The sequence below is a fragment of the Mesorhizobium sp. STM 4661 genome, assembly GCF_000359125.1.
In the GTDB taxonomy this organism is placed as follows: Bacteria; Pseudomonadota; Alphaproteobacteria; order Rhizobiales; family Rhizobiaceae; genus Mesorhizobium.
In genome coordinates this window covers 17786-32975 of sequence record NZ_CAAF010000015.1, presented here as the reverse complement: position 1 = coordinate 32975, position 15190 = coordinate 17786, and the positions used below count along the sequence as shown (strand labels likewise).

General features: G+C 63.1%; 14 protein-coding genes. All 14 read right to left on the bottom strand.

Features of this window, described 5'->3' with window-relative positions; all coding sequences use genetic code 11:
• Positions 1–356 precede the first annotated feature (356 nt).
• The 14 genes from lpdA to MESS4_RS04375 all read right to left on the bottom strand — a co-directional run bounded on the left by lpdA (position 357) and on the right by MESS4_RS04375 (position 15111).
• Positions 357–1763 carry a dihydrolipoyl dehydrogenase gene (gene lpdA, locus MESS4_RS04445; protein ID WP_006327065.1) on the bottom strand — a complete coding sequence of 469 codons (1407 nt, stop codon included), beginning with the start codon at positions 1761–1763 and terminating at the stop codon, positions 357–359.
• 24 nt (positions 1764–1787) lie between these two features.
• Entirely contained in the window at positions 1788–2543 is a 756-nt protein-coding gene (locus MESS4_RS04440) for an SDR family oxidoreductase (protein WP_006327064.1), read from the bottom strand.
• Complete coding sequence (locus MESS4_RS04435; RefSeq protein WP_006327061.1) at positions 2540–3049, bottom strand: hypothetical protein; 510 nt, start codon at positions 3047–3049, stop codon at positions 2540–2542. Before MESS4_RS04435 ends, MESS4_RS04440 begins: the two co-directional genes overlap by 4 nt.
• A 9-nt stretch (positions 3050–3058) precedes the next feature.
• Positions 3059–3781, bottom strand: a complete 723-nt coding sequence (locus tag MESS4_RS04430) for a DUF4241 domain-containing protein (RefSeq protein WP_036240687.1) — start codon at positions 3779–3781, stop codon at positions 3059–3061.
• A gap of 38 nt (positions 3782–3819) precedes the next feature.
• Positions 3820–5130, bottom strand: coding sequence for a 2-oxoglutarate dehydrogenase complex dihydrolipoyllysine-residue succinyltransferase (gene odhB, locus MESS4_RS04425; RefSeq protein ID WP_006327055.1), 1311 nt, complete (start codon positions 5128–5130; stop codon positions 3820–3822).
• A 50-nt stretch (positions 5131–5180) separates the two neighbouring features.
• Positions 5181–8168 (bottom strand): 2-oxoglutarate dehydrogenase E1 component, encoded by a 2988-nt coding sequence (locus tag MESS4_RS04420; RefSeq protein WP_006327054.1) that lies wholly within the window; start codon positions 8166–8168, stop codon positions 5181–5183.
• Positions 8169–8315: 147 nt separating this feature from the next.
• A complete protein-coding gene (gene sucD, locus MESS4_RS04415; RefSeq protein WP_006327053.1) occupies positions 8316–9218 on the bottom strand; it encodes a succinate--CoA ligase subunit alpha in 903 nt (300 codons plus the stop codon).
• A gap of 14 nt (positions 9219–9232) precedes the next feature.
• Positions 9233–9652 (bottom strand): PIN domain-containing protein, encoded by a 420-nt coding sequence (locus MESS4_RS04410; protein WP_006327051.1) that lies wholly within the window; start codon positions 9650–9652, stop codon positions 9233–9235.
• Positions 9642–10028, bottom strand: coding sequence for a hypothetical protein (locus tag MESS4_RS34310; RefSeq protein ID WP_006327049.1), 387 nt, complete (start codon positions 10026–10028; stop codon positions 9642–9644). Before MESS4_RS34310 ends, MESS4_RS04410 begins: the two co-directional genes overlap by 11 nt.
• 2 nt (positions 10029–10030) lie before the next feature.
• Positions 10031–10402: a cupin domain-containing protein gene (locus tag MESS4_RS04400; protein ID WP_006327048.1), complete on the bottom strand. Its 372-nt coding sequence runs from the start codon at positions 10400–10402 to the stop codon at positions 10031–10033.
• A 261-nt stretch (positions 10403–10663) separates the two neighbouring features.
• Positions 10664–11857 (bottom strand): ADP-forming succinate--CoA ligase subunit beta, encoded by a 1194-nt coding sequence (sucC, locus tag MESS4_RS04390; protein WP_006327045.1) that lies wholly within the window; start codon positions 11855–11857, stop codon positions 10664–10666.
• A gap of 32 nt (positions 11858–11889) precedes the next feature.
• The gene (gene mdh / locus MESS4_RS04385; protein ID WP_006327044.1) at positions 11890–12858 is read right to left on the bottom strand and encodes a malate dehydrogenase; all 969 of its coding nucleotides are present in this window, start codon (positions 12856–12858) and stop codon (positions 11890–11892) included.
• A gap of 353 nt (positions 12859–13211) precedes the next feature.
• Positions 13212–14414, bottom strand: coding sequence for a cell division protein ZapE (gene zapE, locus MESS4_RS04380; protein WP_006327043.1), 1203 nt, complete (start codon positions 14412–14414; stop codon positions 13212–13214).
• A 148-nt stretch (positions 14415–14562) separates the two neighbouring features.
• Positions 14563–15111, bottom strand: coding sequence for a protease inhibitor Inh/omp19 family protein (locus MESS4_RS04375; protein ID WP_006327039.1), 549 nt, complete (start codon positions 15109–15111; stop codon positions 14563–14565).
• Positions 15112–15190: the final 79 nt, after the last annotated feature.

Below are 15190 nucleotides of genomic sequence, written 5' to 3'. Positions count from 1 at the left end.
CCTGCACCCGCGCCAGCCCCGGCGCCCGCACCGGCTCCTGCCGCGCCGGCCAACTGATCAGGCTCCTGATTTCAACGCAGAACGGCCCGCCGAAAAGCGGGCCGTTTTGTTTGGGGCTCCGCGACAGGTGGTAAACAGGACGGAGCGCCGGCGATCCTTCGCGCCCCCCTCTGTCCTGCCGGACATCTCCCCCGCAAGGGGGGAGATTGGATGTCACTAGTGCTTTCGCCAATCTCCAACGTCGAAGAAGAAGCGCCGAGGCGGAAGCTGCCAATCTCCCCCCTTGCGGGGGAGATGTCCGGCAGGACAGAGGGAGGTGCTGTCCCTCCGGCATTCCTAAAAATCCTGCACCACCACTAAATGTGGATCGGCTTGAAGAAAGTAGCCAGCGCCGCTTCCTTCACCGCTTCCGACATCGTCGGATGGGCGTGGCAGGTGCGGGCGAGATCTTCCGACGAGCCGCCGAACTCCATCAGCACCGCCGCCTCGTGGATCATCTCGCCGGCGCCGAAGCCGACGATATGGACGCCGAGCACGCGGTCACTAGCCTTGTCGGCCAGGATCTTGACGAAGCCGTCGGTGTGCAGCATGGCGCGCGCCCGGCCATTGGCGGTGAACGGGAATTTTCCAATCTTGTAGTCGATGCCGGCCTTCTTCAGCTCTTCCTCGGTCTTGCCGACGGAAGCAATTTCCGGACTGGTGTAGACGACGCTGGGAATGACGTCGTAGTTCACATGCCCGGCTTGGCCGGCAATGGTCTCGGCCACCGCCACGCCTTCGTCCTCGGCCTTGTGGGCAAGCATCGGCCCGGCGATGACGTCGCCGATGGCATAGATGCCGGGCACATTGGTCCGGAGATGGCCGTCCGTCTTGACCCGGCCACGCTCGTCGACTTCGACCCCGGCCTCCTTCAGACCGAGACTGTCGGCATAGGCCCGGCGTCCCGTCGCGATCAGCACCGCATCCGCCTCGATCGTCTCGGCGGCGCCACCCTTGACCGGCTCGAAAGTGACGGTCGCGCCCTTCTTGGCCTTGGCGACACCGGTCACCTTGGCGCCCAGCTTGAACTCGAATCCCTGCTTGGACAGCATGCGCTGGAACTGCTTGGAGACCTCGCCATCCATGCCACCCAAAATGGTGTCGAGGAATTCGACGACGGTGACCTTGGCGCCGAGCCGCGCCCACACCGAGCCAAGCTCCAGCCCGATGACGCCGCCGCCGACCACCACCAGATGGCCCGGCACCTTGTCCAGCGACAAGGAACCGGTCGAGGACATGATTACCGTCTCGTCGATATCGACCTTGACGCCCGGAATGCCGGCGACGTCGGAGCCGGTGGCGATGACGATGTTCCTGGTCTCGATCTCCTCGACCTTGCCGTCCTCGCCGGTCACCGACACCTTGCCGGCCGAAACCACTTTGCCGGTGCCGCGAAAACTGTCGATCTTGTTCTTCTTGAACAGGAAGGCGACGCCATTGACGTTCGACGCCACCGTTGCATCCTTGTGCGCCATCATCTTCTTCAAATTGAGTTTCGGCGCTGATATCTCGACGCCCAGCGTATCGAAGGAATGGCCGGCCTCGGCGAACATCTCGGACGCATGGAGCAGCGCCTTGGACGGGATGCAGCCGATGTTGAGGCAGGTGCCGCCGAAGGTCGCGTTCTTCTCGACCACCGCCGTCTTCAGGCCGAGCTGTGCCGCCTTGATGGCGCAGACATAACCGCCTGGCCCCGATCCGATGATAACGACGTCATAAGCCATGATGGTGTCCTTCTTGCCTGGCCTTCAGCGGCCGCCGCTCACATTCAGGATCGCGCCCGTCGTATAGGACGCTTCGTCCGACAAAAGATAGAGAACCGCATGCGCGACTTCATGTGATGTGCCCGCCCTTTTCATCGGCAGCATGTCCTTGATCCGTGCGATCCGGTCCGGCTGGCCGCCAGATGCATGGATCTCGGTGTCGATGATGCCCGGCCGCACCGCATTGACGCGCACGCTTTCGGTCGCCACTTCGCGGGCCAGCCCGACGGTGAAAGTATCGATCGCGGCCTTGGACGCCGCATAGTCGACATACTCGCCCGCCGAGCCATGTACCGATGCGGCCGACGAGATATTGACGATGGCGCCGCCCCTGCCGCCGTGGCCGGTCGACATGCGCCTGACCGCTTCGCGAGCACAGAGAAAGGGCCCGACGACATTGATGCGCATCATGCGCTCCAGCCGTGCTGCACTCATCTCGTCGACGCGCGCCTTGACGTCGACGATGCCGGCATTGTTGACCAAAGCGTCGAGCCGGCCCCAGGCGCGGTCCACCGCCTCGAACATGGCAAAGACATCGGCCTCCTTGCCGACATCGCCCTTGACCGCCAAAGCCTCGCCGCCGGTGGTTTCGATCTCGGCGACCAGCGCTCTAGCGGCGTTTTCATTCGACGCGTAGTTGACCGCGACGCGATAACCGGCCGCGGCCCCCAGCCGGCAGATGGCGGCGCCGATACCCCGGCTGCCGCCGGTAACCAGCAGCACCTTTGGAGCGCCGCTCATTCCTGGCAACCCTTCAGCGCAAAGACATCCCGCGGCACTTTCGAAAACCCGTTCTCACCATAGGCTGCCGACATTTGCAGCGAAGGCCCGAGGTCGGGAAAGATCAGCGTCTTCGGTGCATCGACGCCTTCGGCCGGCAGCAAGGCGATCTTGCCCTGGTCGTCGGAACTGTAGATGACGCCCTCCCACACCGTGCAGGCGGCGAGCTCGTCGCCGGTGACGTCGCCGGTCGGGCATTTGTACATCAGCGAGCCATGCGGGCGCGCCACCCCTTCCGTCCACATGACGATGCCATCGAGCACGACCCCCTTGTCGAGCACCATCTTGAACGTGTTGGAGACAACGGCCGATTCCCCGGTCGGCCTGAAATCGATGCCGGCTTCGCTCTCGGCATCGCCATAGACGGCGAGTTCCAGCGGGCAGGCAGCAAGCGCAGCGGAGCTCGCAAACAAAACGGCCAGCAACCCAGCCAAAGATCCGATGGTGGGCGACAGGGCGCTTTGCATCGTGGCGGCCTACTTGCTCTTGCGCCCATCGGCGTTTTTCAGCACGCCGAAATCGGTCGTCAGCAGCAGCGGTTCGCCCGCCGCGTCCAGCCCCCAGAACGATGGATAAAACCCGTCGCCCCAACCGCTCCAGAACATCGCGATGTTGACGGGGTTGCCGGCAGCCGGGTGATGCATCACGAACCTGTCCTGATTGGGGGCAAATTCGGCTGCCAGCACATCATCGTAGTAGTTTTCGTCGGCCTTCAGCCTGTCCTGCTGCTCCGACATCAGCGCCATGGCCGTCTTGTCCATGAACGAGCCAAGGCCGGCATCGACGGGATAGCCGAACATCTCGTCGCTCTTCAACGTCGCGACATCCTGGCCTGGCACGGTGGCCAGTTCCCAGCGGACCGGCGTGCCGGGCCTGAAGCGCAGCACCGCAACGGCGACACGATCTTGTGCTTCCAACAGCGAAACCGGGTAGCGCCCTGGTTTGACCTTGCGGCTCAAGGCCGGCGTCTCGACGCCGCTCACCAGAGGGTCACAGGCGATAATTTCGCCGGTCGGCAATTCAAGCTCACCGATCGGGGCGACCGTGATCTGTCGCTCCGCCAGTTCGGCATCGCTCAGGGCGAAAACCCCAAGATTGCTGCTCGCCTTGGTCACGTCCCAGTCGGCGGCGAGCGCCATGGATGGCAAAGCGGAAAAAATGCCAAGCCAGACGAGACTACGTCGAAACGATCGCCGCATGGCACGCAGCCAACCAGCCATGGCGCGATCAGCTTCGCTCACAGATCGAGCACCAGCCGCTCGGGATCCTCCAGGCTTTCCTTGACGCGCACCAGGAAGGTCACCGCTTCCTTGCCGTCGACGATGCGATGGTCGTAGGAGAGCGCCAGATACATCATCGGCCGGATCACGATCTGGCCGCCGACCACCACCGGCCGCTCCTGGATCTTGTGCATGCCAAGGATGCCGGACTGCGGCGCATTGAGGATCGGCGTCGACATCAGCGACCCGTAAACGCCACCGTTGGAAATCGTAAACGTGCCGCCCTGCATATCGGCAACCGAGAGCTTGCCGTCGCGCGCGGCGAGGCCCAGCCGGCCGATATCCTTCTCGATCTCGGCTATTCCCATCTGGTCGGCGTTGCGCACCACCGGCACGACGAGGCCTTTCTCGGTGCCGACGGCGACGCCAATATGGGCATAGTTCTTGAAGATGATGTCGGTGCCGTCGATCTCGGCGTTGACGGAGGGGATCTCCTTCAGGGCGTGGGTGACGGCCTTGGTGAAGAAGCCCATGAAACCGAGCTTCACGCCGTGCTTCTTCTCGAACACATCCTTGTATTTGGTCCTCAGCGCCATCACCGCGCTCATGTCGACCTCGTTGAAGGTGGTCAGCATGGCGGCGGTCGATTGCGCTTCCTTGAGCCGGCGCGCGATGGTCTGGCGCAGCTTGGTCATGCGCACACGCTCTTCGCGCGACGCGTCATCGGTCGAGGAGGGCGCGCGAACGGCGACCGGTGCAGGCGGCGCCTTCGGCATTTCGGCCGGCTGCGACGGCGCGCCCCTGGCGATCGCGTCGAGCACGTCGCCCTTGAGCACCTGGCCGCGCTTGCCGGAACCCGAGATCTGGTCGACCGCGAGATTGTTCTCGGCAAGCAGCTTTGCCGCTGATGGCGCCGGCGGCATTGTGCGTGTCTCGATGGCGCCGGCGTCGCCGGCGATCTTGGCGGTTTCGGTCGCGGCCTGCTTGACGGTCGAGGCGGCCGTCGGCGCCGAGGCCTGCGACACCGCATCCTGCTTCGGTTCAGGTGCTGCAGCTTTTGCAGGTTCAGGTGCCGTCGCTTTTGCCCCATCGCCCGCCGAAATCATGCCGAGCAACGCGCCGACCTCGACCGTCTCGCCTTCCTTGACGGCGATTTCGCTGAGCGTGCCCGCCCCGGCCGCCGGCACTTCCACCGTCACCTTGTCGGTTTCGAGCTCGACCAGCGGCTCGTCGGCGGCGACCGCGTCGCCCACCTTCTTGAACCATTTGCCGATGGTCGCCTCGGTGACGGATTCGCCGAGAGTGGGAACGCGGATTTCGGTAGCCATTGTGCCTGTCCGTTCTGTCTCGTTTGACGTTCTATTCGCCCAATTCTGTCCTATTCACCAAGCGCGTCTTCGAGCAAGGCGGCAAGCTGGGCCAGATGCTTCGACATCAATCCGGTCGCCGGCGACGCCGCGGCCGGCCGGCCGGTGTAGCGCACCCGCTGATGCTTGGCGTCGATATGCGCCAGCACCCATTCCAGATACGGGTCGATGAACGACCAGGCGCCCATGTTCTTGGGCTCCTCCTGACACCACACCATCTCGGCATTGCGGAAGCGTGACAGTTCGGTGATCAGCGCCTTGGCCGGGAACGGGTAGAGCTGTTCGACGCGCAGCAGATAGATGTCGTTGATGCCGCGCTTCTCGCGCTCCTCGTAGAGGTCGTAATAGACCTTGCCCGAGCAGAGCACGACACGGCGGATCTTCGAATCCTTGGTGAGCTTGATCGCCTGGCCCGTTAGCAACTGGGCATCGTCCCACAGCAGCCGGTGGAACGCGCTTTCGCCGGAAATATCCGGCAGCGTCGACACCGCCCGCTTGTGGCGCAGCAGCGACTTCGGCGTCATCAGGATCAGCGGCTTGCGGAAGTCCCGCTTCAGCTGCCTGCGCAGGATGTGGAAGTAGTTGGCCGGCGTCGTGCAATTGGCCACCTGCATGTTGTCTTCGGCGCAAAGCTGCAGGAAGCGCTCCAGCCTAGCCGACGAATGTTCGGGACCCTGGCCTTCATAGCCATGCGGCAGCAGGCAGACGAGGCCCGACATTCTGAGCCACTTGCGCTCTCCGCTGGAGATGAACTGGTCGAACACCACCTGGGCGCCATTGGCGAAGTCGCCGAACTGGGCCTCCCACAGCGTCAGCGCCTTCGGCTCGGCCAGGCTGTAGCCATATTCGAAGCCGAGCACGGCCTCTTCCGACAGCATCGAATTGACGACCTCGTAGCCGGCCTGCGCGGCCGACAGATTGTTGAGCGGGATGTAGCGGGTTTCGTCGCGCTGGTCGTAGAGCACGGAATGGCGTTGCGAGAAGGTGCCGCGTTCCGAATCCTGCCCGGACAGCCGGATCGGGTTGCCATCGAGCAGGATGGCGCCGAAGGCCAGCGCCTCTGCCGTCGACCAGTCGATGCCTTCGCCCGACTCGATTGCCTGGCGGCGGTTCTCGAGGAAGCGCAGGATCGTCTTGTGCGCCTCGAAATCCTTCGGCACCTCGGTCAGCTTCTTGCCGATCTCCTTCAGCGTCTTGACCGGCACGGCGGTCTTGCCGCGCCGCTGTTCGTCCTGGTTGTCGGCCGTGCGCAGGCCCGACCAGGCGCCGTCCAGCCAGTCGGCCTTGTTGGGCTTATAGTGCTGGCCGACCTCCCATTCGGACTCGAGATGCGCCCGCCAGTCGGCCTTCAACTTGTCGAATTCGGCCTGGGTGATGTGGCCCTCGGCGATCAGCCGGTCGCCATAGATCTGCACCGTCGTCTTGTGCTTGCGGATGTTGGCGTACATGATCGGCTGGGTGAAGGCCGGCTCATCGCCCTCATTGTGGCCGAAGCGGCGATAGCAGAACATGTCCACCACCACAGGCTTGTGGAATTTCATGCGGAACTCGATCGCCACCTTGGCGGCGTGGACCGTGGCTTCCGGGTCGTCGCCATTGACGTGGAAGATCGGCGCTTCGATCATCTTGGCCACATCCGACGGATAGGGCGAGGAGCGCGAGAAGCGCGGATTGGTGGTAAAGCCGATCTGGTTGTTGATGATGAAATGCAGCGTGCCGGCGACCCTGTGGCCGCGCAGGCCCGACAGGCCGAGAATTTCGGCGATCACGCCCTGACCGGCAAAGGCGGCGTCGCCGTGCAGCAGCAGCGGCAACACCTTGGCGCGCTCTTCCAACGGCACGATCTCCTCGCGGCTGCGGCCGAACAGATAGTCCTGCTTGGCCCGCGCCTTGCCCATCACCACCGGATCGACGATTTCCAGATGCGAGGGGTTGGCGGTCAAGGACAAATGCACCTTGTTGCCGTCGAATTCGCGGTCCGACGAGGCGCCGAGATGGTACTTCACGTCGCCCGAACCTTCGACCTCGTCGGGTGCGGCCGAGCCGCCCTTGAATTCGTGGAAGATGGCGCGGTGCGGCTTGGCCATCACCTGGGAGAGCACGTTCAGCCGGCCGCGATGCGCCATGCCGAGCACGATCTCCTTCATGCCGAGCTGGCCGCCGCGCTTGATGATCTGTTCAAGCGCCGGGATCAGCCCCTCGCTGCCATCGAGGCCGAAGCGCTTGGTGCCCTTGTACTTGACGTCGATGAACTGCTCGAAACCTTCGGCCTCGACCAGCTTCTGCAGGATCGCCTTCTTGCCGGGGGCGGTGAAGGTGATCTCCTTGTCGGTGCCCTCGATGCGCGCCTGGATCCAGGCCTTCTCCTCGGGGTCGGAAATATGCATGAACTCGACGCCGAGCGTCGAGCAATAGGTGCGGGTCAGGATATCCAGCATCTGCCGGATGGTGCCGAATTCGAGCCCGAGCACATTGTCGAGGAAGATCGGCCGGTCGTAATCGGCTGATGTGAAGCCGTAATTCTCCGGCGACAGTTCATTATAGTCCTCGAGCGGCTTGGCGATGCCGAGCGGATCCAGATTGGCGTGCAAATGGCCGCGCATGCGGTAGGCGCGGATCATCATGATGGCGCGCACGGAATCGCGCGTCGCCTGGTGCACGTCGGCGTCGGAAAGCACGGCGCCGTTGACGACGGCCTTCTCCTTGACCTTCTTCTCCAAGTGCTTTTCGACGAGGCCCCAATTGCCGTCGAGCGCCGAGACCAGTTCGCCATTGGCCTGCAGCGGCCAGGAAGGCCTGGCCCACGATGCGCCCTTGGCGTTCTTGCGGACATCGCCGGCGTCGTCCTTCAGCGCCGCGAAGAAGTCCTGCCATTCGGGGTTGACCGATTCGGGATCGTCCTCATAGGCGGCATGCAGCGCCTCGATATAGTCGGCGTTGCCGCCATAGAGGAAAGAGGTAAGCGAAAACTGGTCGTTGGCCTGATCTTGTCTTGCCATTTTGTCTGCGGAGCCTGGCTCCGTCTCCTGTTTTTGGAGGGGAGTGGGGCAGTAGGGGAGTAAGGCAGTAGGGAAAGCAGGCGGTTGCCGCGCTCGTCCCGTTCTTCCTATTCCCCTACTGCCATACTGCCCTACTCCCTTACTGCCTTATCCTTTGATCGCCTCGACCAAGGTCGTGCCGAGCCTTGCCGGCGACGGCGAAACCTTGATCCCGGCCGATTCCATCGCCGCGATCTTGTCATCGGCGCCGCCCTTGCCGCCGGAGATGACCGCGCCCGCATGACCCATGGTGCGGCCGGCCGGCGCCGTGCGGCCCGCGATGAAGCCGGCCATCGGCTTCTTGCGGCCGCGTTTGGCCTCGTCCTTGAGGAATTGCGCGGCGTCTTCCTCGGCCGAACCGCCGATCTCGCCGATCATGATGATAGACTTGGTCTCGTCGTCGGCGAGGAACATCTCCAGCACGTCGATGAACTCCGTGCCCTTGACCGGATCGCCGCCGATGCCGACGGCGGTGGTCTGGCCGAGGCCGACATTGGTGGTCTGGAACACTGCCTCATAGGTAAGCGTTCCAGAACGGGAAACAACGCCCACCGAGCCCTTGCGGAAGATGTTGCCGGGCATGATGCCGATCTTGCATTCGTCGGGCGTCAGCACGCCCGGACAGTTGGGGCCGAGCAGCCGCGACGTCGAGCGGTCGAGCCTTGCCTTGACCTTGACCATGTCCATGACAGGAATGCCTTCGGTGATGCAGACGATCAGCGGGATCTCGGCTTCGATCGCTTCCAGGATCGCCTCGGCGGCGCCCGCCGGCGGCACATAGACGACCGAAGCGTTGGCGCCGGTCCTGGCCTTGCCTTCGGCGACGGTGGCGAAGATCGGCAGGTTCTCGCCCTTGGCGCCGGTCCAGGTCTCGCCGCCCTTCTTGGGATGGATGCCGCCAACCATCTTGGTGCCGTGATAGGCCAGCGCCTGTTCCGTATGGAACGTGCCGGTCTTGCCGGTCAGGCCCTGCACCAGCACCTTGGTGTTCTTGTCGACGAGAATGGACATTTTTTGCGACCTGATCAGTGAGTGCGGAAGGGGTTGATGGCGACCACGGAGCCGTAAGCCTGCCCGTGGTTGAGGTCTTCGGTGTAAAGTGTCTTGACGCCAAGGCGCTCGGCGGCGGCGATGATCGCGCCATCCCAATATGAAATCTGGTAACGCTGCGCGTTCTCGATGCCCCGCATAACGACCGCGCTGTCCAAATCCTGGCAGGGCTTCATGGAGATCGCGGCGACCCACTCGGCCGCCTTCGCTGGCGCCAGTGTGACATCCGCTCGTTTGGTCACGTTCACATAGAACTCCTGCAGCACCTGTGCGGAGGTCGAATAGTCTTCCTTGGCGATCAACTCCACGGCGCGCTCGTACTTCGCGCGCTCGGATTTGTATCCGATGGCGGCATAGACGAGAACGTTCGTGTCGAGGAAGCACTCAGCGGTCATAGAGAGCTTCCCGGTTCCATTTCTTGCCACCCATGTCGCCCGCCGCCTCGCGGGCGAGCTGCAGAAGGGCTTGCCGTGCCTCGTCCTTGGCACGCCGCTTCGCGGCAACTGTCGCGAAAAACTCCCGCACCATTGCGTTGACGGTCGTTCGCTGCTCGGCAGCCACCAGCTTGACCTGCTCCAGAACCTCGTCTTCAACCGCCAGCGTGATGTTCTTCATTTCTCTTTTCTCCTGCAAATGCCACACAGTATATGTGGAACTGTGTGTCAGTCGCAAGTTGTCGGCCGACATCTCTTCCTCGCCGCGCCACGCGCCGGCCAGCGCCCGCAGGCGCTGATGATCGGTGGAAAGCGATGTTGAGGGCGCCACGTTCATGATCAGAGCCGCTTCAGATCGGCGACGGTAAGGTCGCTCTTGGCATTGCCGGTGTTGAGCGTCGTTGCCGGCTCGAACATCAGCACCACCGGCTCCGCGGTCAGCGAGCGCGGCCGGTGCTCGACGCCGCGCGGCACGACGATGAAATCGCCCTCGCCGAGCTCGACCGGACCGTCGCGGAAATCAATGGCGATGCGCCCGCGCAGCACGAGGAAAGCCTCATCTTCTTTTTCATGCGCGTGCCAGTCGAAGGCCTCGCCGAACTTGGCGACCTTCGCCTGGCTGTCATTCACGTCGCCGGCGATATGCGGATCGAAGACCCTGGTGATCTTCGCGTCCGCCGCCTCGATAAGGTTTATCTTGCGTGGAGGCATCGTCTATCAACCTCTGACTAGCTCTGTTCTCACCGGACAATCCCAAACAATGTTAGGAAGCCCATCAAGAGCAAGATGACGCTCATGCCAAGATGCAACCCAAGGTCAAGTGATCTTGGAAGAACAATCCTGAAGGAGGTGTGGCGGCGCATCTTTTCTGACATTTTTCTCCGCTCGGGAAAGGCCCACAGTCCGCCGATACCCATGGCAATCATAAATATTGACCATAATGGATGAACAAACGGAGCGTTTGCCAAACGCTCAGCCCTTCACCGCCGCCACGATCTTCTGGGCCGCGTCGTCGAGATCGTCGGCCGAAACCACATTCAGCCCGCTGTCGTTGATGATCTTCTTGCCGAGCTCGGCATTGGTGCCTTCGAGCCGCACCACCAGCGGCACTTTCAGGCCGACTTCCTTGACCGCGGCAATGACGCCCTCGGCGATGATGTCGCACTTCATGATGCCGCCAAAAATGTTGATCAGGATGCCTTTGACCGCCGGATCCCTGGTGATGATCTTGAACGCCGCCGTCACTTTTTCCTTGGACGCGCCGCCGCCGACATCGAGGAAGTTGGCCGGCTCGGCGCCATAGAGCTTGATGATGTCCATCGTCGCCATGGCGAGGCCGGCGCCGTTGACCATGCAGCCGATATTGCCGTCGAGCGCGACATAGGCGAGGTCGTATTTCGACGCCTCGATCTCCTTCTCGTCTTCTTCGGTGGTGTCGCGCAGTTCCAGCACGTCGGGGTGGCGGAACAGCGCATTGTTGTCGAACGACACTTTCGCGTCGAGCACGCGCAGCCGGCCGTTCTTCATGACGATCAGCGGATTGACCTCGAGCAGGCTCATGTCCTTCTCGACAAAGACATTGTAAAGCAGCGGGAACAGCGTGCCGGCATCCTTGGCGGCCTGGCCCTCAAGCCCCAGCGCTTCCACCAGTATATCGACGTCGACCGTCGTCACGCCGGCCAACGGGTCGACGGCGCGGGTGATGATCTTTTCCGGCGTGTCGTGGGCGACGCCCTCGATATCCATGCCGCCCTCGGTCGAGACGACGAAGGCGATGCGGCCGACCGCGCGGTCGACCAGCAGCGACAGATAGAGCTCGCGCTCGATGTCGGCGCCGTCCTCGATATAGAGGCGGTTGACCTGCTTGCCGGCCGGGCCGGTCTGCTTGGTGACCAGCGTGGACCCGAGCATCTCCTTGACGTTGGCGACGACATCGGCCACCGACTTCGCCAGCCGCACGCCGCCCTTGGCGTCGGGGCCAAGCTCCTTGAACCTGCCCTTGCCGCGGCCGCCGGCATGGATCTGGCTCTTCACCACATAGAGCGGGCCGGGCAGCGCCTTGGCGGCGGCTTCCGCCTCGCTCGCCTCGAACACTGGCACGCCGTCGGCCACCGGTGCGCCAAAACCCTTCAGCAGCGCCTTGCCCTGATACTCATGGATGTTCATGCTCGGTGTCTCCAGATCAATCTACTGGGGGGTTACTTCGAAGCGAGATGCGGGGCGATCGTGACGCAGGCCTCGGTCAGGCCCTGCACCGCCGCCACCGAACTGTCGAACATCTTCTGCTCGCTCTTCGAGAGCTCGATCTCGATGATGCGCTCGACACCGCCGGCGCCGATCACCACGGGAACGCCGACATAGGTGTTTTTCAGGCCATACTGGCCGGAGAGATGCGCCGCGCAAGGCAGCACGCGTTTCTTGTCCTTGAGATAGGCTTCGGCCATCGAGATCGCCGAAGCGGCCGGCGCATAATAGGCCGAGCCGGTCTTGAGCAGGCCGACGATCTCGGCGCCGCCGTCGCGGGTGCGCTGCACGATCTGGTCGAGCTTTTCCTTCGAGGTCCAGCCCATCTTGACGAGATCGGGCAGCGGGATGCCGGCTACCGTCGAATAGCGGATCATCGGCACCATGGAATCGCCATGGCCGCCGAGCACGAAGGCGGTGACGTCCTCGACCGAGACCTTGAATTCCTCGGCCAGGAAATAGCGGAAACGCGAACTGTCGAGCACACCGGCCATGCCGACGACATGGGTCTTCGGCAAGCCTGAGAATTTCTGCAGCGCCCAGACCATGGCATCGAGCGGGTTGGTGATGCAGATGACGAAGGCCTTCGGCGCATACTTCTTGAGACCGGCGCCAACCTGTTCCATCACCTTCAGATTGATGCCCAGGAGATCGTCGCGGCTCATGCCGGGCTTGCGCGGCACGCCGGCGGTGACGATGCAGACGTCGGCGCCCTCGATGCCGGCATAATCGTTGACGCCGGTCAGCCTGGAGTCGAACCCATCGACCGGCGACGACTGCGCTATATCGAGCCCCTTGCCCTGCGGAATGCCCTCGGCGATATCGAACAGCACCACGTCGCCGAGGTCCTTGAGGCCGATCATGTGGGCGAGCGTGCCGCCGATCATGCCCGAGCCGATGAGCGCTATCTTGTTGCGTGCCATGTCAGGATGTTTTCCCTTTTTCTGTGACTGCGCCCAAATCTTAACGACTTGATGACGGCGTCGAGGAAGAAGCCGGTATGCTGCGGAGAACCCGCGAGATTTCGCCGCACCCAATAGCTCCGGCGGAAAAAATATTCAATCGATTATTTTCGAGTGAATATTTTCAATCGGTTAGAAACATTGGGATTTACGTAAACGTCAAAGTTTGTAAGCCGACTTGGGAAGCTTTACACAATGACGATCGAAATCAGAAGGCTCAATCCCGGGGATGACGCCCTTGTGATTTAGGCGTTGCGGCGTGCTGCCTCTTCAATGCTGGGGTGTGACGGAACGCTGCCTTTGCCTTCTGAGGCTCAAGCCTGCGCCTGCCGCTCTTCCGCAGGCGGCGTCCGCACCTTCTGCCGCTCCGCCCAATCCTCCAGCCAGTCGCGGCTCTGCATCTCGATCAGCCGCGACGCCGTGCGCTCGAACTCGAACACTTCGTTGCCGCGCTTGGCGGTATAGAGTTCAGGCGGCGCAGCCTCGGCGCTCGCCACCAGCCGCACATGATGGTCGTAGAGCGTGTCGATCAGCAGGATGAAGCGTTTCGCCTCGTTGCGCCGGCCTTCGCCGAGAACCGGCACGCGATCGATGAAGACGGTCGAGAAACGGGCTGCGATGGCGAGATAGTCGCGGGCGCCGAGCGGCTTTTCGCAGAGATCGGCGAAGGAGAACCGCGCCGCCTCGCCTGCGGCGGCCGGCACCACGACCTGCCGGCCCTTCACCGTCAGCGTCGTCTCGGCCGTCGGCCTGCCATGCGTCATCGCTTCCCAGGCAGCGTCGAGCGCGGCATCGGCGGCGGCATCCGCGGGGGTGATGTAGACCGGCATGCGGCTGAGCTTGTCCAGCCGGTAGTCCTTGTCGGCGACCAGCGCCAGCACATGGGCATGCCGCTCCAGTATCCCGATGAAGGGCAGAAAAAGCTGGCGGTTCAGCCCGTCCCGATAGAGATCATCGGGTGCGACATTGGAGGTGGCGACCAGCACCACGCCACTGGCAAACAGCGCCGAGAACAGCCTGGACAGGATCATCGCATCGGCGATGTCGGTGATGGAGAACTCGTCGAAACATAATACCCAGGCTTCGCCGGCCAGCGCGCGCGCCACCGGCGGGATCGGGTCGTCCTCCTTGACGTCGCCATTCTTGCGCGCCTGCCGGTGCTTCTGGATGCGGTCCTGCACATCGGCCATGAAGTCGTTGAAATGCACGCGGCGCTTGCGCCTGACCGGCACCAGTTCGAAGAACATGTCCATCAGCATGGTCTTGCCGCGCCCGACGCCGCCATGGATGTAGAGGCCCTTGACCGCCTCCTGCGTCTCGCGCTTGCGGGCGAACAGCCAGCCCAGCGCGCTCGACTTGTGCGCCAGCCGCTTGGCCGAGATCTCGTCGATCAGCCGGTCGAGTGCGGCAGTGATCCGCTCCTGCGCCGGATCGCGCTCGATCGCGCCTGATACAACCAGATGGTCGTAGCGCTGCCGGACGGTCGCATGGGTCTGGAGGCCGTCACGCAGATGCATCGGTCACGTCGTTCCAGAGCAATTCCAGGAAAAGTGTGTAGCGGTTTTCCGTCCGGAATTGCGTAAAAACAAAAGACAGCAATTCCAGGAAAAGTGTGTAGCGGTTTTCCGTCCGGAATTGCGTAAAACAGATAAGGGGCGGGTCTGCCTACCTTGTAAGCGAGATCGGCAGGCCGTTGGAAGTCTGGCCGTCGAATTTCTCTCCACCCGATGAATAGAGCCGCGCCAGCGCGCCGCCATTTTCGTCGTAAAGCGTCAGCTGCTTGCCGGCGACGCTCCAGGATTTGATGCCGTCGATCGGCGCCGGGCACTGCAACGGTCCGGCACGGTAGCCGGAGCCGAACTTGGTCTGCGGCGTCGCCACCTTGCAGCTCTGGCCCGATACGCTGGCGTTCCAGACGCCGGCGACGCTGGCCGCCGTCAGATCCGGAGCTCCGGCTGGCGCCGTTCCATCCGGCGGCAGCGAGGCGACTTGCGTGTTTGGCGCGGTCTGCGGTGCGGTCGGAAATTTCGACGGATCGGTCGTGCCGGGCGATGCCGGCGGCGGCAACTGGTTTCCGGTCACCTTGCCGGCGGGCGCGGCCTCCAGCGGCGCCGGCTGCTGCTCATCCATCGACGAGAACCGTGAGGTCGAACAGCCGCTCGCAACGAGAGCGGCAAGCGATACGGCCACGAGACCGGTTTTCGAAAGAATCATTCCAACCTCCGTCGGATCCGGCTGGGGCTGCCGTCCGCTTCCCTCACCAAGATGGAGAAGGTGGCGAAATTTCAACCCG